Origin of the sequence: Cohnella phaseoli (genome assembly GCF_003386235.1) — a bacterium.
In the GTDB taxonomy this organism is placed as follows: Bacteria; Bacillota; Bacilli; order Paenibacillales; family Paenibacillaceae; genus Cohnella; species Cohnella phaseoli.
In genome coordinates, this window is the sequence record NZ_QRDZ01000005.1 from 127,969 (window position 1) to 149,147 (window position 21,179).

Below are 21,179 nucleotides of genomic sequence, written 5' to 3' on the forward strand. Positions count from 1 at the left end.
TAATCATAATGGAGGAGAAGCTGTTGAGACAGATCAGAAGCATCATAGTTTCCATTTTAGTTGTTTGCCTGGCTTTCACGGCCGGAGTACCTGTCAGTGAAGCGGCTGGCAGGGGAAAGATAGGCTTCGTCAGCGATATCACGGGGAGCCCCGGAGATACGATCACGGTCAAGCTTTATATAGACATGAACACGGTGAGTGAAGCGTGGGAAACCAATCCTTCTGTAGACCTTGAAGGATTGGGCACCGCCTTTTCCTTCTTAGGCTGGGGACAAGATTGGGTTCAAGACGGCAATCAGGAACTCTATTTCCGCGATATAAACTTGAAAATAGAGGAAGATGCCGATCAAGGCGTATACCACATTACCATAAACCGGGAAGACACGGTGTATAAGGTGAATGGCAGCGTTTCGACGAGCTATGATACGTTCGACAAAACGATCACGGTTCTAGGTTATACGGTAGCGCCGATTGCCAACCAGACGTTGAGTCCGCTGATCGAAGGGTATGATGCCGGTTCTCAGGAAACAAGACAGATGGACGCGATACGTTCCGGCAGCGGCGATCTGGCCAATGTGCAAGCGCAGCTCAGCGGCGCGAACGCGAACGATTTCGTCTTGACGCAGCCGCAGCCGAATATGTTGAATAACGTAGGGGATGCCGCTTCCTTCACCGTCAAAGCAAAAGATGGCCTTACCCCAGGCACGTATACGGCGACGGTCACCGTATCAGCCAACAAGATGGCAGCGGGAGCAACCTTTACGGTGACGCAGACTGTGTACCAGCGTCTGTCGATTACCGGCCATCCGCAGAACAAACTCGCCAAAGAAGGCGACAGCGCAAGCTTCGGCGTAACGGCGACAGGCGGGAATCTTACCTATCAATGGCAGGAAGATACGGGGGAAGGCTTCACGAGCATGGCGGGTCAGAACGGAGCGGCGTTGAATCTGTCGGCGGTAACTGACGATATGTCGGGACGCCAGTATCGGGTCATAGTCTTTGCCGCCGGCGGGCAATCCTACATATCGGATACTGCGCAGCTCACTGTGAAGAACGTGCCGGGTACCCTCGAGCTTCTTGGAGCTTCGGGATCCGACGCCAAAGTTACGTTGACCTGGACGCCTTCAAGCGGTGCGACCTTTTACAAAGTATACAAAAGCGAGACAGCAGGCAACTATGCCGGAGCGGAAGAACGCACAGTGGCGGCTAACGTATACGAGTACGAGTGGTCGGGATTGACGAATGGCGTGACCTACTACTTCAAGGTGACAGCCGAGAACGAGGTCGGAGACAGCGAATCAAACGAGAAGAGCGCAACGCCGCAGGTTGCAGCGCCAGGAGCACCGATACTGGGCCCTGCTATATCGGGAGATGCCAGAATCAGCCTGACGTGGGATCCGGTGATCGGTTCCACGGGGTACAAAATATTCAAAAGCACGACCCCGGGCGCGTATGGAACCGAGGAAGTGACGGTAAGCGACTCGGTATATGGCTATGACGTAACAGGATTGGCGAACGGCACCGCTTACTATTTTGTCATCAAAGCGATAAACCCTGGAGGAGACAGTGCTGCGTCCAATGAGGCAAGTGCAACGCCAGGTACAGTTCCATCGGCTCCAACCGGTGTAACTGCGACAGCCGGCAATGGACAAGCTACGGTAAGCTTCACTGCCCCGCCAAATGGTGGAAGCATCATTACTTCCTACAAGGTTACGGCTATGCCGGGAACGATAACTGCAACAGGGACGGGGAGCCCGATCACGGTAACAGGGCTATCTAACGGAGTTACGTATACGTTTACGGTGCAAGCGGTCAATAGCGCAGGCAGCAGCGCGGCTTCCGACGGCTCTAATTCCGTGACCCCGAAAAGGCCGTCCGGCAGCAGTAATACATCGACGCCATCGACACCTACTTCAACACCTGATCCGGCACCGACGCCTGCTACTCCAGAGCCTACGGTTGATGTATTTAACAGTAGCATTGTTAATGAAGCCAATTTAGTAAAGACGATCGAATCGAAAGTAGCGGAAGCGAAGGAAGCAAACGCTACTGTTGATTTTGCTGACGCACAGGGGCACTGGGCTGAAAAGACGATCGATGTTTTCATCAAATTGCAACTGATTAAAGGCTACGAAGATGGTACGGTTAGGCCGAACAGTCCGATCACACGCGCTGAGTTTGCAGCGATTCTGAATCGCGCGTTCCTTATCCAAGGTGGCAGTATTACGAGTGTTGTATTGAATGACATTGGTGGTAACTGGGCAAAAGAAGCGATTGAGAGGCTTGTAGCTGCAGGGGTAATCAATGGCTACGCGGACGGTACGTTCAAACCGGATCAAACGATTACACGTGAAGAAATGGTCATCATGCTGTCCCGTATCGTAGACCTCAATAACGTGGCGAAAGATACAACAAAAGGAAATTTCAATGATCTGAATGGTGCTTATGCAGCTAGCGGGATCATAGCAGTAGCGCAGGCGGGTATCGTTAGCGGTAAAGGGTATGGAAGATTCGACCCCAAGAGCAATGCCACGCGTGCAGAAGCGTTGCAGATCATCTTGAATGTGCTGGAGCTTAATCCACAGTTGAAGACGTTATTAGATTCGCTTGTGGAGTAGGCAGATCGAAGGCACCTAGTCGGGCGCCTTCGATTTCGCCTTCGAAACAAATACCTGAATAATTCCCGGACAGGGACTTAAAAATAGACGTAGTTTTGGTCAAATGGACAAACCGTATCGATCCTCCTTTCATAGATTGAACTATCTCTCAATTAGAGGAGGAGTTCGATTGATTAACAGGAAAAAGCCAGTTCCGAAGAGAGTAGGTACTAAGGCGGTAAATCCCTTTTTGCAGTTGTTTTCAGGGACTAATTTTACGGGCACAGTCAGAAGATTTCGGGGAAGTCTCGGAATTAGAAATTTGTCGTCAGTCGGTCTGAACAATACCATTGAGAGTCTCAGATTCACTACCGGTGCAGGTTTGACGGGGACTGTCGTTTTATTCGAAGGCACCGGATACTCAGGTGACTTCGTTAAGTTTAATCCCACTGCGAACATTCCGGACCTATCGACTTTGAATTTCGATAATCAGGCTTCATCGCTCGTTGTATCCTCGCTTGCCCTGTCCGATGCGGAAATCGCAGCCATTCAGGATTCGGGCACAGACCTTGCAGAGGTTCTCAGAAAGATTCGCGCCGCCAGAAAGCGTCGCGCGGCCAAGCGTATGGGCAAGAAATAATCCCCATGCTATAAACTGATACCGGTATTCAACTGGTATCAGTTTATTTAGTGTGCGCCCGGCATACACACACATCATATTCACTTGGATATATAAGACTGATTTCTGAAGAAAATCGGATTGTATACACAAGAAAAGACTCAAAAAAACCATATCAACACATCGAGACCGATGGGGACCCTACGGGGTCCCCTCAGTTGCGCGCATTACCGGCCTCACGATAGCTTTTTGGCGTTATACCGGTTGCATTTTTGAACAGCTTGGTAAAATACCGCGGACTTTCATAGCCGACCATTTGGCAGATATCATACACCTTTATCCTCGGATTAAGGAGAAGCTCCTTCGCTATATTCATCCGGACTTCGGTGACGTATTCGACAAAATTCACGCCGGTTTTTTCTTTAAATAGTCGACTCAAGTAAATCGGATGGAGGTAAAATACGCTCGAAAGCGAATTGAGCGTAATATTCTCCGCATAATGCTCTTGTATATACCGCTTCACGTTAGCGATTACATTGCCGGATTCCGAATCGTTCCCGTTCTTGGCGATTTCCGCAGCCAGCCGTTCTAACCAATCAGACATGGATTCCTTGATGCCGGATAGGTGAGATGCGAGCAACAAGTCTCGAATGGGCGGATGTAAGTGCTCATCGGTTATGAGCTTGGACTCGCGAAAGCTCTGCAAGTGCTGATTAAGCATCAGCATGACTTGGATGCAGAAGGCTTGAACCTCTGCGACGCTCAGTTCCTCTTGTCCGGCTATGGCGTCGATTCTGCACAAAATGTACGCGGCCAGACTGCCGAGTTGTTGCGGGGAAGACAACATACGCAGCAAATCCATACCGAACGACTCATCCAATTGTCTTTCGAAGAATGGAAGGGCCTTGATTTCCTGGTACATCGCAGCGCGTCTTTTGCCATAGATATAGAGAGATTGCAGCGTCTTGCCGGCTTCTTTGTAGGCTGCTTGTACATAACTTGCTCCGTTATGAATATCGCTGAGACCAATCATTCCCTCGGCCTGAAAACGATCGAGCTGCGACTGCAAGGTTTCGATGAACGGGACAGCTTTCGGAGATTCCTCTGTGGGGAAATACAGAAAAGCAAACTCGTTAAGCTCATTGTTGAACGGGAAGACCGTTCCATCGTGCTTGGAGAAATCTTGCGTTTCATATGACCAGTAGGATTTGAAGGCCGCAATTCCATCTTGCCGGCTGGATGGCGCCAGGAATCGCAGCCGGATCAAATAATAGTTTCGATAAGATAAATAGGGCTCCAAAACCTGCGCATCCTTACCGGTATAACCGTCCGCATATCCTTTAGCCAAATTGTTCAATAGGAGGTTGAATTTCATTTGTCTGTATTCCTGCCGTTCGAAAACTTCGATTCGTTCCGCCTCCAACTTGGAGCGGACGGATGCCAGCAGATGCTTCAGTTCCCCGAAATTCACGGGTTTCGTAAGAAAATCGGACGCTCCGAGGCGAAGCGCCTTCTGGGCATATTCGAATTCCCCGTATCCGCTTAAGACGATCGTGCGGATATCCGGATAGTCTTCCTGAATCGCTTCAAGCAGCTGAAGGCCGTTTCGAACAGGCATCCGAATATCGGTGATAACTAGATCAATTGGACGCTGCTCCAGGCACGAGAGTGCCTGATCGACGGAATGCGCAACATCGGTAACTTGATATCCGCACGACTCCCAATCCAGAAACCGGCGCAGGCCGTTGCATACAATCTCCTCGTCATCCACCAGAAGGACTTGATAATACATGCAGATTCCACTCCTCCGTTTACTGGTTACTTTCCTTATCCGATCGTTCTGCCGGGAATCCTGATGGAAATCTCGGTTCCTTCCGACGGGCTGCTGTCAATAGACAAACCGTACCCTTCTCCGAAGGAAAGCTTTAGTCGTTGGTTGACATTATCAAGAGCAATTCCTTTCTTGGCCGGCCCGCCGCGTACTAACGTCCGTCGGACATTGTCCAATGTAGCAATATTCATTCCTTTGCCGTTATCTTCGACCCGGATCAGGAGGTCGGTACCGTGCAAGCTGCCAGTGATCCGGATGGCTGCCTTCTCTATATTTTCATCGAACGCATGCAGGATAGCATTCTCCATCAGCGGCTGTAGCGTGAACTTGGGAATCCGATAGGCGGCGGGATCGAAGGCCATTTGAACGTGAATCGAAATTTGGTCCTGATGTCGGAAATTCATAACGCCGATATAGGTCTCGGCATGATTCAGCTCGCTAAGAACTGAAACCATATCCTCGTCTGTCTTGATCGTCATCCGCATCAGCCGGCAGAAATCCTCGATCATCCTGCTGACCGTGCTTTCTCCTCCGGCCTCATACATGGCTTCCCAGCGGATAATGTCCAGCGTGTTGTATAGAAAGTGCGGATTAATCTGCATCTGAAGCGCGTTCAATTCCGCCAGAGACTTGCTTAGCTCCAACGATTTCTCTTTGATCTCCGCAATATAAATCTGATCGATCAACTGTTTGGTGTTCGCCGCCATCTCGACGAATTGCTCCCCGAGCACGGTAACTTCATCGCGTCCGGAAGGGGAATAATTCACGGTAAAGCGGTCTTTCGTAAACGCCCTCATGGATTTCATTAGCTTATGCAACGGCTTGGAAATGCTGATGGTTGTCCAATACAAGACCAATAACGAGACGAAAATCAGAACCCCTACGAGCGTTAAACACAGATTGCGAATTTGATAGGCATTATTCAGCAGCTTGTCTTTGTTCACGATGTGTACGACCGAAAGGTCCGTATACGGCACTTGCTTGTAAACCAGGAAAACGTTGGTGCGATCAAGTCTCCCGCTGTAGCTTCCTTCCCGTCCGCGTTCGAGTACTTGGTTGATGCTGGGCAGTTGGGACAGATAGGGGGCGGACAAATCCGAATTAATTCCCATAATGACGCCGTCCTTACCGAACAGAAACGTATTGCCGCTTCCATAGAAGGCATAGGATCGCAGCGATTCCGTCAAGTACTCGATCTGTAGGTTAATCACAAGAACGCCGAGGAATTTGCGGGTTTCCGTATTGTAGATCGCTTGGGTCATGGTCATAATATCGGACATTCCGAACATGGCGGTCTGGCTTTTGTAGAAGAAGTCGGAAGTTTTGCTGGTATCGAACCAGACCGGATACCCATGCTGTTCGATGGCTGCCTGGTAGTATTCACTGGTTCGAAATTGGTCCAGGTTTCGGATGTAACCGCCTCTTCGGTATCCGTATTCGTCCTGCATGAAGTACTGGTCCTCCGGGGTCACCACTTGCATATTGACGATGTATTCGTTATGAATGGCAATCTCTTGCAGCTTACGTCCTATAATCGTTCCATTGTGAACGAATTCGTCGTTATGCCCGGACATAGCGGCATTATTTTCGAGGTCGTTGATGGCATCGGAATCCGCGTAAAATTGAACGGCTAACCGTTCAATAGAGGAGAATTTGTCTAGAATTTGCACGTTCACATTCTGCACGAGCAGGGATATGAAACTCTCCATATTCTTCTCGATTTCGTTCACATATTTGCTGTAAGTAAACAGCGTAATAAAAACGGTAGGTACGAGCACCAGCAGCATGAAGGCTACGATCAGTCTTTGAAAGATATTGATTTTCCTCAGCAACCGAATCGCCGCATTCGATAAGCGCACGAAGAGGTTGCGTAACGTCTTGATCATAAAGTAGCCACCTGCCGTCCACACACATTTATCATAATGTAACATCAAATGAGTAACGCATAAAGAGAACTGCGTGTTACAGTTCTCTTTATGCGTTACTTATGCTTACTCTTTGGCTTTGCTATTAAAGCTGTCGAGCGCTTCAGAAGTTGCCAACTTCTGCGCGGCTTCGAATTCCTTGGCGGGATCGGCATTCGGATCGGTCAGGATTTTCTGAACTGCGCGGTCTACGTAAATTCCGAATTCCGCTTTGCCGTAGAATTCCAGCCTTCCGGCTGTTTTGACCTCATCCAGCACGGCGGTGTATTCCTCGGGAAATTTGAAGTAATCGGTGATTTTGATGTCGCCGCGGACGGACACGACAGGATTTCCCCCGCCCTTACTGGCCTTATCCTCTAAAATTCTCGTTTTAACTTGTTTGGAATTATAGAACTTGATGTATTCCCAGGCGGCATCCTTTTTCTCTTGCGAGGTTTTGGCGTTAATTACGGATGCTGATCCGGCGATGGCTGTTGCCCGAGAGCCGGACGGACCTGCAGGCGGCAGCATAAGTCCGATGTCTTCCGGTTTCATGCCGAGGGAAACCGCTTTAGTTACCCAATCGCCTGCGAACGGCATCATCCCGATTTTACCTTGTGCGAATTTCTCTATTAAATCATTGAACTTTAGCGTCAAATCCGACTGCATGACTTTCGCGGAACGCAATTTCTTGTAGAATTCGGCTGCTTGAATGACGGCAGGATCGGTGAACGTCAATTCGATTGTCCCGTCGGGATTCATCTTCGTCAGGTCGCCGCCGGCTTGCCAGGCGTAATATTGGAAAAACCATTCCGTCCATTCTGCGGACAATGTGGCGTATCCGGCAACCTGGCTGGTGGGATCATTGATTTTCTTGGCGATCTCGATCGCGTCTTCCCACGTTTTGGGCAGGTCCGTAATGCCCGCTTTGGCAAAAAGCGCTTTGTTATAGCCGAACAGCATAGGCGCTACGGAATACGGCAAGCCTAAAACGTTGCCGTCCTTCGTGAACATGTCTACGTACTCTTGGGTGTAGTTGCTCCATTCGTCCCACTGGTCGAGATAGGGGTTAAGGGGCTCAAGAATGCCCGCTTTCATATACTTGTTCATCATGGTGAACGAGACATCTACCAAATCCGGTGCGTTGCCTGCGGCGACGGCCTGATAAAATACGTTGCCTGCGTCGCCTTCCTTCACGACTTTGTTCAAAGTAATATGAGGGTTTTTATCCAGAAATTCTTTTTCCAACTGTTCCCCAATGTCGTCCTTCTCCCGACTGGTTACCCAGAGGGTAAGCGTTACGGGATCCTTCTTGGCGGATGAGGGAGAGGGGGAAGTTGAAGGCGAGCCGCTGGGGGAACTGCTTTCTTTCGCGGCGTTATTAGATTTGCTTCCCCCGCAGCCGCTGATTACAGAGATTGCTAGCATGGCTGCCAGCATGACGCTTACCGCTTTTCTTTTTGTCATTTCGATAGACCTCCTCGTTATTTGAGCATCCATACCGAAGTTGTGATGTTCGATTTGAATTATATCGGAATCTCGAGTTGCGCGTTGGTCACAAAATCAAGGGTGTAGGTCTACAATTTCAACAATTGATAGCGCTTACCTCAGGGAAAGTTCCGACACCCTCAGATTTGTAAGCGGTTTAAAAAGTTGAATTTGTATCCCCACAATGTCAAGATCGTACGGTTTATCCTCCTATTCGAACCTGATAGTCTTTGGATACACAGAACGCAATGGAGGGTATTTCATGAATCGATTGTTGCATGCAGGCATGAACGCCGGCGGATATAGCCTAAGAAGAAAGCTGGCGCCCTGGCTGCTGCTCGCTCCACCGATCCTGCTGACGGCATGGCTCAAATATTATTTGATCTTGAAAGCTTTCTATATGTCCTTGTTCGATTACGATCCGATCCACGCACCCGGTCCATTCGTCGGATTCGACAACTACGCTCGCATGTTCTCCACTCAATATTACTGGGATGCGTGGAACAATACGTTCGTTTTTCTATTCCTTACCTTAATCATGACTTTTCTTATTCCGATCCTTCAAGCGTTATTTCTTAACGAATTGATCCGGTGGCGCCATGTGTTCACGACTTTGTACATTGTTCCGGCCCTCATTCCGTCAGCCGTCAACATGGTCATCTGGAAATGGATCTGGCATCCGGATTACGGAGTGGCGAACCGAATCCTCCTCTTCTTCGGGGGCCAGCCGCAAGCGTGGCTAAGCGACCCCTCATTCACAAAGTTCTGTATCATCTTCCCGGGCGTTCTGGGCGGCGGTCTGTCCGTGCTGCTGTATCTTTCGGCCATCCAGGGCATTTCGTCGGACATCGTCGAATCGTCGCAGCTCGATGGCTGTGTGGGTTGGAAGCGAAGCCGCTATATTATTCTGCCGAATATCCGCTTTCTCATTTTCATTCAGTTGGTGATGGCCGTAATCATGACCATGCAATTGCTGGATACCCCGTATATGTATACTTCAGGCGGTCCGGGCGGCGCTTCCACGACGATGGGGATTTATATCTACAATACGTTTCAACAGGATTTTAACTATGGACGAGGCTCGGCGGCTTCGATCGTCTTGCTCTTCGTGATCGCTATGATGTCTGCCATTCAAATGAAAATGGACCGATCGAGACGGGATTAGGAAGGGGTACACACAAAATGTTTAGGAAATCCGGCAGGTTAAAGCTTTCGGCGTCCGACCGGACGCTGAAAATTACCGCTTACATATTCACGGCGCTGTTTGCCTTACTGCTCATGTATCCGTTTTTCTATACCGTCAGCAATTCCGCCAAGGACAATGTCAAAATCTATGACGTACCTCCCAAAGTGATGCCGGAAGCGGCCCGTAGCTTGTCCATCGTCCTCGACTATTCGGGGCTAGGGACGGTCGGTGAAGAGCAATTGCTGGATAAGATGAAACGGGACAACATACTCGCGATGTTTTCCACCCTCTCCGAGTACCCGAGGGATTCTCTGTTCGAGATCAAAACTTACGGCGTCCGGGACGGGAAGACGGTGTTTTACTCTCGTGCCCACAAGATGAAATTGGAGCTTCAGCGCGATTTCGGCGTATACCAGGGCTCTGCTGTCAAAAAAGAGGTTCTCCTGTATGGCGACCGTTACGTGAAGGCAAACGAAGCGATCGGGTACGAATTCGATCCGGCAGGCCTAAGTAGAAATCCCGATCTGCCGAAATCGGGTAGCAAATATGATTCCCGGTTATTGTCCATGTTCGCCGATACCTATAAAACCGAAGGAGCGTACGTCGGGAGCGACGTGACAACCAAGAACGCCCTGCTTCTCGAAAGCTACCGCTACTACTTCCAGCTTCCTTCTTACGTTTACGCGAATAACCACATCATCGCCCGGTACAGCTTCATGGCGTTCTGGTTCAACACCTTGCTCGTCATCGGGTGGGCAATTCTGACGCAGGCCGTGCTATGCTCGCTGACCGCATTCGTCATCTCGCGCCTAATCGGCCGCAAAGCCGGGAACGCGGTTCTTCTCTACTTCCTTGGCGCAATGAGGATTCCATTTGCTTCTATTATGCTTCCTCAACTGGTCATGTACAAGGAAATGGGCTTTTATAACAATTATGCGGCGCTTTTGCTTCCTTTTCTATATCCTTTCGGCTTCTTCGTGTACTTGTTCAAGGGCTTCTTCGACCGGATTCCGGGCGATTATTTCGAAGCGGCCCGCATGGATGGCGCCTCGAACCTGTACCTTTACGCCAAGATCTGTATGCCCCTCTCGAAGCCGATCCTGTCGCTGATTGTTCTGCAAACGTTCATCGGCAACTGGAACGACTTCTTCTGGGCATGGATGGTGACGGAAAAGCAGAACCTTTGGACGCTTAACGTGGCTCTATATAATTTGTCGTCGAACGGCAGTACGAAGCAGAACTTCATCATGGGGCTTTCCGTCATTATGATTATTCCGGTCATTCTTCTGACGGCCTTCAGCTCGAAGCAATTAAAACAGAGCTTTGCGGCTTCCGGTGTGAAAGGGTGAGACAGGTGAAGCATTTCGCAATTGAACGACCGTCCGCGCAGCTCGCGCTTAAAGTCAATGTTTGCGACTTCGGCGCTATCGCGGACAGGGGAGCCTGCAACGGAGAACCGTTCCGGAAGGCGATCGAATTCTGTCGGCAGTGCGGCGCCTCCCATCTCGTGATTCCCCAAGGCACCTACTACTTTCATAATGATCCGCAGACGGGTGCGTATCTCGATTTGGACGGATTCGAAGACTTCACGATCGAAGGAAACGGATCGGAGCTGCTGTTCGGCCGACCCAAGTCTTATCTCCGCATCCGGAACGGCCGGCGCATTCATATTACCGACCTGATTCTGGATTGGAATTGGGATGTCGCGCCGCTGTCCAGCGTAGGTGTGGTCACTGCTCTTGATTCCCGAGGCGCTTGGTTCGAGATGTCTTTTCCGTCGTACGAGAACATCCCGGAGCAATGGCCAATCCGAATTGTCGGTCCGTTCGACCCCCTTCGCTACACGCCGGGAAGCCAGGGGGGGATCGAATTCCGCCCTTATAGGAAAGAGCTGCCTCCAACGAAAGAAAATGGAGAAACCGATGCCCGGATGGAGACGATGGTGAGGGAACTTTCGAACGTCATTCTAGGTATGGAGAAAGTCGGATCGTCGACGATGCGCTTCTACGCAATGGACCCTGCCTGGACGGCGAAGAGGCTGAAGACGGGGCAGGTCTATCATTTACGGCACTACGAATACGATACGGTTGCCCTAATGCTTGAAGATAGTCGGCATACGACGATAAACGATGTCACGTTATATTCTTGCCCGGGCAGCGGGATCGTGGGTAACGGGAATCTTAGTCACTTGCACGTTCTGAATTCCAAAATTACGGTTCGGCCAGGTACGGATCGCGCAATCTCTACAACGGCCGATTGCTTCCATATCAGAAATTCGCAAGGGTTTATCATCATCGAGAATTGCGATTTCGGTTATGCCGGGGACGATTGCATCAATATCCATGACAATACGTCGATGGGCGTGCAACGAATCAACGATAATTCCTTAATCGCGTTCCGCGTGAGCAAGGACTCCGTCTTGTTCGAAACGGGGGATACGGTTGAGCTTCGTCATCCGGACTTATCGCCGATGGGCTTCCAATCCGAGCTCATGGCAGTCTGCTACGACGAGAGCCTTCGCAATTGCGAATTGACGTTCAAAGATAGACTGCCGGAAGGGCTGGTCGAAGATACGATTCTGTTTAACACGCGGTTTGCTACACGTCATTTTATCATCCGAAATAACCGCTTCGCGAACAACCGGGCCCGCGGACTGCTTATTCACGGTTCCGACGGCATCGTTGAACATAACGTGTTCGACAACATACAGGGAGCCGCGATTCAGATCGAAACGGGATGCGAGGTCCGTTGGTCGGAGGGAACCGGCGTCCGCAACGTCACGATCCGCAACAACCAGTTCCGGAATTGCGACCTGAACGCCTGGCAGATGGCCGTATTGTACATGGGAGTCTATCTACCCGGAGGAAGGACCGCGTATCCCATTTTTGAGAACATCCGGATCGAAGGAAATACATTCGTGAATTGTCCCCGAATGGCGATGTTTTTGTCTTCCTGTCGGAACGTTCAGGTTGTCGGGAACGCGATCGTCAACGCCAATCAGATCCCGCTGGATTCGCCTACATACGGCTCCAGCCAGCAGGAGAAGCCCGTTTACGGCGAACAGTATAGCGGTACGATTTATCTCCTTCATGCCAGCGGCGTGGAAATTTCGGGCAATAAGTGCTTGTCCACAATCGCCGGCCAAGAGTGCGGGATCGCATGGGATCCGGCGACGACTCGGAATATCACGATCCGTGATAATGTCGGTTTCAATTAACAAGGGGGGCACCACCATGTTATTCGATAGGGAAAGATTCAAAAATCCTGCAGCGGATGACCGCATCCACCCTTTTTGGTTTTGGAACGGGGAACTGGAGGACGAGCAGCTCATCTACCAAATCCACGAAATGGCAAGGCAAGGCTTAGGCGGATTTTTCATTTGTGCGAGACAGGGGCTTAAAATTCCCTATTTATCGGATTCGTGGTTCCAAAAAGTGCGAGTTGCCGTAGAGGCAGCTAAAGAATGCGGAATGCATGTTTGGTTATATGATGAGTATCCGTATCCAAGCGGCATTGCCGGCGGGGAAGTGATTTTGGAGCATCCTGAGGCTAAGCACTATACATTAGCCCGCACGTCATATCGAGCTATAGGAGGCGAACGTCTGTCGTTGGAGCTGCCTTGGGCGCGAATTCTATATGCCAAAGCCGCGCCGGTGACAGCCGATGGTACGCCGCAATGGAACCAGGCGATGTCTATTCGTTCTTTTATTGGAAACTATCAGGCCGATCAGATTTTTCAAAAAGCCGGGTTGACGGCCTATAATCAAAAACGTTTTTTTACTTATCGAACGATTCAAAAGCTGGATTGGCAGGTTCCTCCTGGAGAATGGGAGGTGTTAATCGTACAGGAAAAGGAATTGGATGATTTCAAATATTATGGAACATTCGTAGACCCGTGCAACAAGGAAGCAATGGCAACCTTTATTCGTTTGACTCATGACAAATATGTTGCTTACTTGGGCGAATACTTGGGGACGACAATAAAAGGGATGTTTACAGATGAAATCGGATTGTTAGGCGATATTCCGTGGTCTCCCCAACTGCCGGCCTATTTTAAGGAACGCTGCGGATATGATTTGTTGGAGCATCTGGATGCGCTGATTAACCCTAATACAAATGAAGGAGTCAAGATCAGGTACGATTACTATCAGTCCGTTCATCTGCTGCTGCGGGAATCTTATCATCAGCAGGTTCATGATTGGTGCGAGCGGTACGGGCTGCAATATGTATCTGAAGTACCGTCTGTTCGGCATACAACTCAATTATTCAGTCATATTCCGGCAGGCGACAGCGCTCATGAGAAGCTTGGTCGTTCACTGGACTGGATTTTGAATGCGCAAGCGGATAACTTTCGCAGCAATGCCAAAATGATCAGTTCTTTGGCCAGACAGTTGAATCGGGATCGGAATTTGATTGAATGCTTTCACAGCGTGGGCTGGTCGATGACCTTACAGGATGCTCGCTGGATGATTGACCGCATGGCTGCGCAAGGAACGAACATGTTCAATTTCCACGCTTTTTTCTATACGATAGACGGGCTTGTCCAGCATGATGCGCCGCCCTCACAGTTTTTGCAAAACCCGTATTGGAAGCATTACCGCAAGCTTAGCGATTATGTAGGCCGCATTAGCTATGTGATGAGCAGCGGAGAAGCTGTTATTTCGGCTGCGGTTTTGGAGCCGGTGACCTCGTTATGGACGCGATTGGGCAATCCGTTTAACGGGTTCTCTTATAGCGGCGAGCTTGCTGAGGAAAAAGCGCAGTTGGAGCATTTAAAGCATTGGTGGATGAGCATCTGCAACCGGATGACGAAGGATGGCAGAGATTTCGATCATCTGGATCCGGAATTGCTTGCGCAAGCGGAAGTCGAGTGCGGCAAAATCAAGCTGGGTAAAGCATGCTATTCGCTGCTCGTGCTGCCTCCGATGACAAACCTGGAAAACAACGCATGGGAGAAATTGAAGCAATTTGCGGAGCAAGGGGGAGCCGTAATCAGCATGGGGCTGCTTCCTTATGAATCCATTGAAGATCAGGGTGCTGATCGTTCCGGGATCGAGCATGCCTTCGGTGTACCGGGGAGCTGGGAAGCGAAATTTTGGAGTCCGCGGCGGGACGATCCGCTTAGTTGGTTCAAGGGGGATGGTGCTGCCTATCATTTGCCTTTTTATGCGGAGGATGCGCTGGAACAAGTTATGGAGATGTTCTCGGCACAGCTACATAAGCTTGAACCGTTACTCGTTCGATTGCTGCCTGTTTGTGGCGAATGGGGACTGCTTATGCAGGCGAGACGTATTTCCGCGGACAAGGTTCTAGTTTTCATAAGCAACCAGGAAGAATCGCTTCGGGATGTCCAGCTTCAGGTGAATCCGCGATTATGGGGGGGAGGAGAAGATTACCCATTCGTTTTTCGAGAGCTGTCTCTCGATGATGGCGATGTTGTCGATCTTATGTATCGGGATTCCTTCGAAAATGTATGCCGCATAGATTTGCAGATGGAGCCTTACAGTGCCAGGCTGATTGAGATTACCCGCAGCGAATTGCTTGATGCTCTGCCGGTAGACGACAAGGGGGAGGTGGACCATTATAAGTTGAATATGGATGCGTCAGCGCTGTGGGAGCTGTGTCCTTTGTCTTCTAATGCAGTTCGGTTTGACACCTTCAGGATGACGATGAGCAGCAAGGAGGGGGCGAATAAAGCATTTACGGAAGGAACGCTTGTGCAGGCAAAAACCTTCATCGATCAATGCGCGGATTTGTCAGAAGTTGGCGCTTTGCCGGTTACCCTGCGGCAAACCTTCGGCACACCGATGAAGCTGTGCATGAACTACCCGCTGTTGGCTCATTACGAGACCGAGTTTATCGTTGAAGAATTGCTGGAGAACAGTGAATTGTTAATGGATCTAGGCGCAATTTCCGGCAAAGCTGCGATTAGAGTGAACGGGCATTTGCTGAATGTGGGCGATTTCCAACTGAATTTTCTTTATGATCACAGAAACATCTCCCATGAGATCAACGATTATCTGCAAGCAGGCGTCAATTTGCTTGAAGTCGAAGTCGAAATCCGTCAAGACGGAGACGGTCTGGTCGACGCCTTGTATATAACCGGGCCCTTCCAAGTGTTGTTTGACGATAAGCAGCGGCCTGTTCTCGGTCCTGCTTCGATATCCATGCAGCCTGTACGGGGCGGCCCCTGCAAAGGTTTTCCTTATTACGCCGGCGATTTATCCTTTAAACGAACGTTTGAGCTGTCGACATTGCCGGAAGAATCGAGCTTTGAGTTGATCTTTAGCGGCTGGGACGCTCATTTTCATGACTGTGCAGAAATAAGGGTGAACGGGCAATCCCTGGGCGTCCGAACTTGGTTGCCTTATCGTTGGACGGGGAATACGGAATGGCTGCGCGTTGGCACAAACACTGTAGAGATTATCGTAACGAATACGTTAAGCGGATTGTTGGAAGGTAAATATTTCGATTATGATGAGCACGTTAGCAAACCGGTAAAACGTTGATGCGCTTCAAATGAGCGAAGAAATGACGAAAGCTGATTGGGCGCGGAACGGCAAAAGAATTTATCGAGAACGCTTTCATTTATTAAATGAGGGAGTGGATGAATTTTGAAAACGAAAAAGCGGTTGGTTAGCTTGGTGCTGGTTCTGCTATTGTCCTTCTCGTCTATGAACGGACTTCTGTCGGGAGGAAAGGCGACAACGGTTCACGCGGCTGAAGCATTGCAAAACGAAAACGTAACGATCGGTAATTTCGAAAGCGAGGAAGAGGTTTGGAGTTTCGGTGCGGGGACCGAGTTTCCGGGGGCACAAGGCGCGTATGAACGGGATGCGTCGGCTCCAAGATCAGGAACCTATTCGGGGAAGCTGCACGGCGATTTTGGCGCGGGCGGCAAATATGTGTCCGTCGGTAAAATGTTTCTGCCCTTGGATATGCAGAAGCTGGAGTTTTGGCTCAAGTCGGCCGACGCCTCTGGGGTCACGCTTAGGTTGATTGATTCAACTGGACAGGTGCATCAGCGGAAGATCGCTTTGGCGAGTGCCAATTGGCAGAAGATCGAGATCAGTACGTTTAACATCGGCACGAACTATTTGCATTTTGGCGGCGCCAATGACGGCAAATGGCACGGTCCCGCTATTGGAATCTCCTTTTTGCTGGAGAAGTCCAACTTAATCGGTGGCAAAACGAGCGGAGACGCGTGGATCGACGACGTGTCGGCAACGGCTCCTCCACAGATGACCGTTTGGGATAACGCAATCGGTACTTTCGAGAACGGCTTCGATATCTGGACGCTGGCCTCGCAAGGCGGAGCCAAGGGTGAATATATAAGGGATACGGCAGAGGCCAAATCGGGGGCTTATTCAGGCAAAGTGAGCGGAAATTTCAGCGCCGGCGGGCTGAATGTTTCGCTCGGACGAAGCTTCTCTACGCCTATGGACCTGAAGAGGCTCGCATTCTGGGTCAAGACGGCCGACTATTCTACGGTTTTGCTGCTCATCAGGGATTCGACCGGACAGGTGCATCAGCAAAAACTCGCCTTGGCGCCAACCTCCAATTGGCAAAAAATCGAAGTGTGGACCTTTAACGCCGGCACAGGCTATCTGCATTACAACGGGGCGAACGACGGGATATGGCATGGGCCTGCCCAGGCAATCGGCCTCTTGGTGGAAAGGTCCGGGTTGATTGGGGGCAAAACAAGCGGAGATATCCGCTTCGACAATATCGTGGCGACGGCTTCCGTGCCGGATTTGGACGTTCAGCAGTCCCGGATGGGCAATGTATTTCTGGCAAACGAGTCCGCAGCATTCCCTCTTGCGACAAGAGGAGATACGGTCAGCTGGAGCGTATACGACCATTTGGATCATCAAGTATTGGCGGGCAGGGAGACTGTGCAGGGCGGGCAGCTGAATTTGTCCATTCCTCTTCAGCAGCTCGGCTACTTCAGGCTGGCGCTCACCGCAGAGAAAGACGGCCAAACGCTCAAGGGGACGGACGTTTCCTTCGCCCGCCTGTCCACAGACGATCCCACCGCGACGGCCGATAATTCGTTCGGGGTTTCTACCCACCTTGCAAAAACGGATACCGGGTGGACCCCCGAATTGAGTACGCTGCTTAAGCGTGCGGGAGCCAAAAACTTTCGGGACGAAATCACCTGGGTGGATGTCGAATATGAAAAAGGCAAATACCGCAAACCCGCGAACCGCGATGCCTTTATGCGAAGCACACAGCAAGACGGCCTGAAACCGTTCATCACGCTCGACTTCACCAATCCGTTTTACGATCAGGATAGTACCCCCTATACGGATGAAGGTCGCGAAGGGTTTGCAAATTACGGTAAGGCTCTCTTGGATCTATACGGTAGCCAGATGGAATGGGTAGAAGTGTACAATGAGTTCAACGGCGGCTTCGGAGACAGAGGGAACGGTCCCGCCGATTCTCGTCCCGACTATTATTTCAAGCTGCTGAAGAAGACCTTTGAGACGGTGAAAGCCGCCAGGCCCGACGTCACGGTTGTCGGCATGGCGTCGAACGTAGACATTCCCTGGATGGAGGAGGTATTCCGGCTCGGCGGGCTGCAATACATGGACGTCGTTTCTATCCATCCGTACAATCGATCGCCGGACGGCATGCTTCAAGCCGTGCTCGATGCGCAGAGCTTGATCCGGAAATATAATCAGGGACAAGACAAGCCGGTTTGGATTACGGAGGTCGGCTGGCCGACCGGCACCGCGGGAGTGGAGGAAAAAACGCAAACGGATTATTTGGTGCGCGCTTATGTGCAAGCATTGGGAGCCGGCGCCGAAAAAGTATTCTGGTACGATTTAATGAACGACGGGATGCAAGCCGATTACGGCGAGAATAATTTCGGACTCATTCGGCACCAGAACGACCCTAAAGGCCAGTTCTCGCCGAAGCCTGCTTACGCGGCTTATGGGGCGATGACCCGAGAATTGATAGGCGCCTCATTCGTAGAACGGGAAATATACGATGCGGATATTTACAGCTACAGGTTCGATAAAGACGGCCGGAAGCTAAGAGTCGTCTGGGCCAATACCCCCGTGCAGGCAGCGATTCAAACGAATGCGCCTATTCAAATCACGGATATTATGGGGAACACGGAAACTTTCACGCCGCTTAACGGCAAGGTGTACATGACGCTAACTTCGGAGCCCGTCTACATCCAAAGCGACATCTATGGCATTGCGCTCGATTCGACGTTCGCCCTCAAGGGGGCAGAGGCGGTTACCGCCGAGCCCGTTGCGCTGACGGTGGAAGCCAATAATACATCCGCATCGCCTCTCTCCGCTTCATTCACGGTGGAAGGCTCGACCTATTCTTTGAACGCGGGAGCAGGTGAGGCCGCCTCACAGCCGATTGCATTGCCGGGATTGAGCCAGGAAGGCATTCGCTACGTAACCGGCGATTTGACAGCAAACGGGAATCGAATCGGAAGACTGAAGCAGGCCATTCAGACACTCCCTTCTTACCGGGTCAAAGTCATTCCAGTTATTACAGATGTGAATACGCAGGCGGAGACATTGAAAATACAAATTCAGAATTATTCCAAGCAGCAAGGGCTAGCGGTCAAGCAAGCCGATTGGCAGTTCGGGAACCAATCAGGTACGCAGGATTTGACCTATGTGATTCCCCCGGACACCGCCAAAACGTTCGATATTCCATTAAGCGGCTTTGATTACGGAGTCAGCAACCAAGCGCAAGTAACCGTCCAATTTGACGGAAAATCATCTTTCAATTACGTAGGGAAGTTGGATTTTAATCCGATCTTACCCGGAACGGTACAAATTGACGGCTTGGCTGACCCTGCTATCGTAGCGTCTCCGCCGCTGGCCCTTTTGTCGCAAGGTACGATAAAAATGCAAAACTATGCGGGCCCATCGGATTTGGACGGCAGCGTATGGTTAAATTGGGATCGGGATCAGTTCTATCTGACTGCAAAGATCAGAGATGATATTCATTTCACTCCCGCAAGCGGAACGGAGATCTGGAAAAATGATAGCCTCCAGTTTGCGGCGATGGCAGGTATCCCCGGCGAGAATTTGGGATGGTATGAATATGGGATAGCTCAAACGCCGCTGGGTCCGCAAATCTATCGTTGGTTTACGCCTGACGGCAGCAACCAGGGACCTGTGACGAACGGTACCTTACAGATTTCGCGAGACGAGGATCAGAAGATCACGGTCTATGAGCTTGCGCTTCCATGGTCTGAGCTTGCACCGATTAAACCGGCAACGAATAGTGTCTTCAGCTTCTCGCTGCTCGTTAATGATAATGACGGTGCCGGTCGCAAAGGGTATATCGAGTGGGGCTCCGGCATTGGCCAAACGAAAGACACCAAGAAATTCAGAACCGTTCAGATCATCCAAGATTCGTCTCCTCCCGTTATAACCATCGAAGGGGTCGCGGCTGGAGAGAGCTACACGGATCAGGTGATTCCGGTTGTGCATGCCGAAGATGCAGACGGCGATCTGCAAACCGTTCGCACGCTTTTGGATGAGGAAATCTGGGCATCCGGCACGCCTATAACCCGCCAAGGGAGTCATACGTTGTTCGTGGAAGCTGCCGATCAGGCCGGGAATAGGGTCGAGCAGACGGTTCCTTTCAAACTCTACCATAGCACGGCACTGGCAGCCTCAAGCGCGGAAGGGAAGCTGAACGATACAATTGAGCTCAAGGCAACGCTGCAGAATAAGAACGGTCAACAAATTGCGGGGGAAACGGTCTCCTTCGCCGTATACGGGAATACGGTCGGAACGGCCGTTACCGATGTGAACGGGGCAGCGGTTCTGAACTATACCATCGATTTGGAAGCGAACGCGGATCAGGATCGGGTTTACCCGGTTCAAGTCTCGTTCAACCAGAATGATGCGACGTATTTCCTTAGCAGCGAGGGGAGCGGGACCGTTACGGTGAAGCCTTCGTCGAACTCGAATGCTGCGGATGCTCCCGGAAAAGCGGTTTTGTCGGATGATAATGGATATGGCACGGGAATCAAGGGCGGGAAATATTCGGTGACCATGAATATGTGGTGGGGAAATAACGCCAGCACGTATAAGCTTTACGAGAATGACGTGCTGATCGATACCCAAACCCTGACGGCCCATTCTCCGAATGCCCAAAGCGCTGTGACAGCTGTTACAAACCGGAATAATGGCACCTACGTCTATTATGCTGAACTCTCCAACGCATCGGGTACGACAAGAAGCGATATTCATACAGTAATCGTCACGCAAGCAGCACCGGCTGTTCCGGTCCTTTCCCACGATAACTGGAACGGTGGCGGAAGCTTCAAGATCAGCATGAATATGTGGTGGGGCACTAACGGTACGGAGTATCGCCTGTATGAAAACGGCATGCTCATTGATACACAACTGCTTACCGATCGATCGCCAAGCGCCCAGTCGGTCACAACGGCGATCAGCGGCAAACCTAAAGGTACGTATGAGTATCAATGCGAGCTTCTTAATTATGCCGGAGCGACGGTTAGTGAGAAGATCATTGTGATAGTGAAGTAAAATGAAGGGGAGGG

At 50.7% G+C, this 21,179-nt stretch carries 10 protein-coding genes; 7 read left to right on the forward strand and 3 right to left on the reverse strand.

Going from position 1 to position 21,179, the window contains the following annotated elements; translation table 11 throughout:
- The first annotated feature begins 185 nt into the window (after positions 1 to 185).
- Both DFP98_RS08265 and DFP98_RS08270 read left to right on the forward strand, forming a co-directional pair.
- On the forward strand, positions 186 to 2,618 hold the full coding sequence (locus DFP98_RS08265) for an S-layer homology domain-containing protein (RefSeq protein ID WP_246016457.1): 2,433 nt from the start codon (positions 186 to 188) through the stop codon (positions 2,616 to 2,618).
- A gap of 169 nt (positions 2,619 to 2,787) precedes the next feature.
- Positions 2,788 to 3,237, forward strand: a complete 450-nt coding sequence (locus DFP98_RS08270) for a hypothetical protein (protein WP_116060106.1) — start codon at positions 2,788 to 2,790, stop codon at positions 3,235 to 3,237.
- A 193-nt stretch (positions 3,238 to 3,430) separates the two neighbouring features.
- On the opposite strand, the gene DFP98_RS08275 is transcribed toward DFP98_RS08270, so the two are convergent.
- The 3 genes from DFP98_RS08275 to DFP98_RS08285 all read right to left on the reverse strand — a co-directional run bounded on the left by DFP98_RS08275 (position 3,431) and on the right by DFP98_RS08285 (position 8,418).
- Positions 3,431 to 5,008: a response regulator gene (locus DFP98_RS08275; protein ID WP_116060107.1), complete on the reverse strand. Its 1,578-nt coding sequence runs from the start codon at positions 5,006 to 5,008 to the stop codon at positions 3,431 to 3,433.
- 35 nt (positions 5,009 to 5,043) lie between these two features.
- On the reverse strand, positions 5,044 to 6,933 hold the full coding sequence (locus DFP98_RS08280) for a cache domain-containing sensor histidine kinase (protein ID WP_181917565.1): 1,890 nt from the start codon (positions 6,931 to 6,933) through the stop codon (positions 5,044 to 5,046).
- Positions 6,934 to 7,038: 105 nt separating this feature from the next.
- Positions 7,039 to 8,418, reverse strand: coding sequence for an extracellular solute-binding protein (locus DFP98_RS08285; protein WP_116060109.1), 1,380 nt, complete (start codon positions 8,416 to 8,418; stop codon positions 7,039 to 7,041).
- A gap of 283 nt (positions 8,419 to 8,701) precedes the next feature.
- Here DFP98_RS08285 and DFP98_RS08290 point away from each other — a divergent pair, with 283 nt between their 5' ends.
- From DFP98_RS08290 to DFP98_RS08310, 5 genes are all read left to right on the forward strand, one after another.
- Positions 8,702 to 9,604 (forward strand): carbohydrate ABC transporter permease, encoded by a 903-nt coding sequence (locus DFP98_RS08290; RefSeq protein WP_116060110.1) that lies wholly within the window; start codon positions 8,702 to 8,704, stop codon positions 9,602 to 9,604.
- Positions 9,605 to 9,621: 17 nt separating this feature from the next.
- The gene (locus DFP98_RS08295) at positions 9,622 to 10,974 is read left to right on the forward strand and encodes a carbohydrate ABC transporter permease (protein ID WP_116060111.1); all 1,353 of its coding nucleotides are present in this window, start codon (positions 9,622 to 9,624) and stop codon (positions 10,972 to 10,974) included.
- Between the two features lie 5 nt (positions 10,975 to 10,979).
- Positions 10,980 to 12,842 (forward strand): right-handed parallel beta-helix repeat-containing protein, encoded by a 1,863-nt coding sequence (locus tag DFP98_RS08300; RefSeq protein ID WP_116060112.1) that lies wholly within the window; start codon positions 10,980 to 10,982, stop codon positions 12,840 to 12,842.
- A gap of 16 nt (positions 12,843 to 12,858) precedes the next feature.
- Positions 12,859 to 16,134: a glycosyl hydrolase gene (locus DFP98_RS08305; RefSeq protein WP_181917566.1), complete on the forward strand. Its 3,276-nt coding sequence runs from the start codon at positions 12,859 to 12,861 to the stop codon at positions 16,132 to 16,134.
- 105 nt (positions 16,135 to 16,239) lie between these two features.
- On the forward strand, positions 16,240 to 21,165 hold the full coding sequence (locus tag DFP98_RS08310; protein ID WP_116060114.1) for a sugar-binding protein: 4,926 nt from the start codon (positions 16,240 to 16,242) through the stop codon (positions 21,163 to 21,165).
- Positions 21,166 to 21,179 lie beyond the last annotated feature (14 nt).

What these genes read in the sequence shown, in the direction of transcription:
- DFP98_RS08305 (WP_181917566.1), top strand. Translation starts at nt 12,859, where the DNA reads ATGTTATTCGATAGGGAAAGATTCAAAAATCCTGCAGCGGATGACCGC.
- DFP98_RS08295 (WP_116060111.1), top strand. Translation starts at nt 9,622, where the DNA reads ATGTTTAGGAAATCCGGCAGGTTAAAGCTTTCGGCGTCCGACCGGACG.
- DFP98_RS08265 (WP_246016457.1), top strand. Translation starts at nt 186, where the DNA reads ATGAACACGGTGAGTGAAGCGTGGGAAACCAATCCTTCTGTAGACCTT.
- DFP98_RS08280 (WP_181917565.1), bottom strand. Translation starts at nt 6,933, where the DNA reads ATGATCAAGACGTTACGCAACCTCTTCGTGCGCTTATCGAATGCGGCG.
- DFP98_RS08285 (WP_116060109.1), bottom strand. Translation starts at nt 8,418, where the DNA reads ATGACAAAAAGAAAAGCGGTAAGCGTCATGCTGGCAGCCATGCTAGCA.
- DFP98_RS08290 (WP_116060110.1), top strand. Translation starts at nt 8,702, where the DNA reads ATGAATCGATTGTTGCATGCAGGCATGAACGCCGGCGGATATAGCCTA.
- DFP98_RS08275 (WP_116060107.1), bottom strand. Translation starts at nt 5,008, where the DNA reads ATGTATTATCAAGTCCTTCTGGTGGATGACGAGGAGATTGTATGCAAC.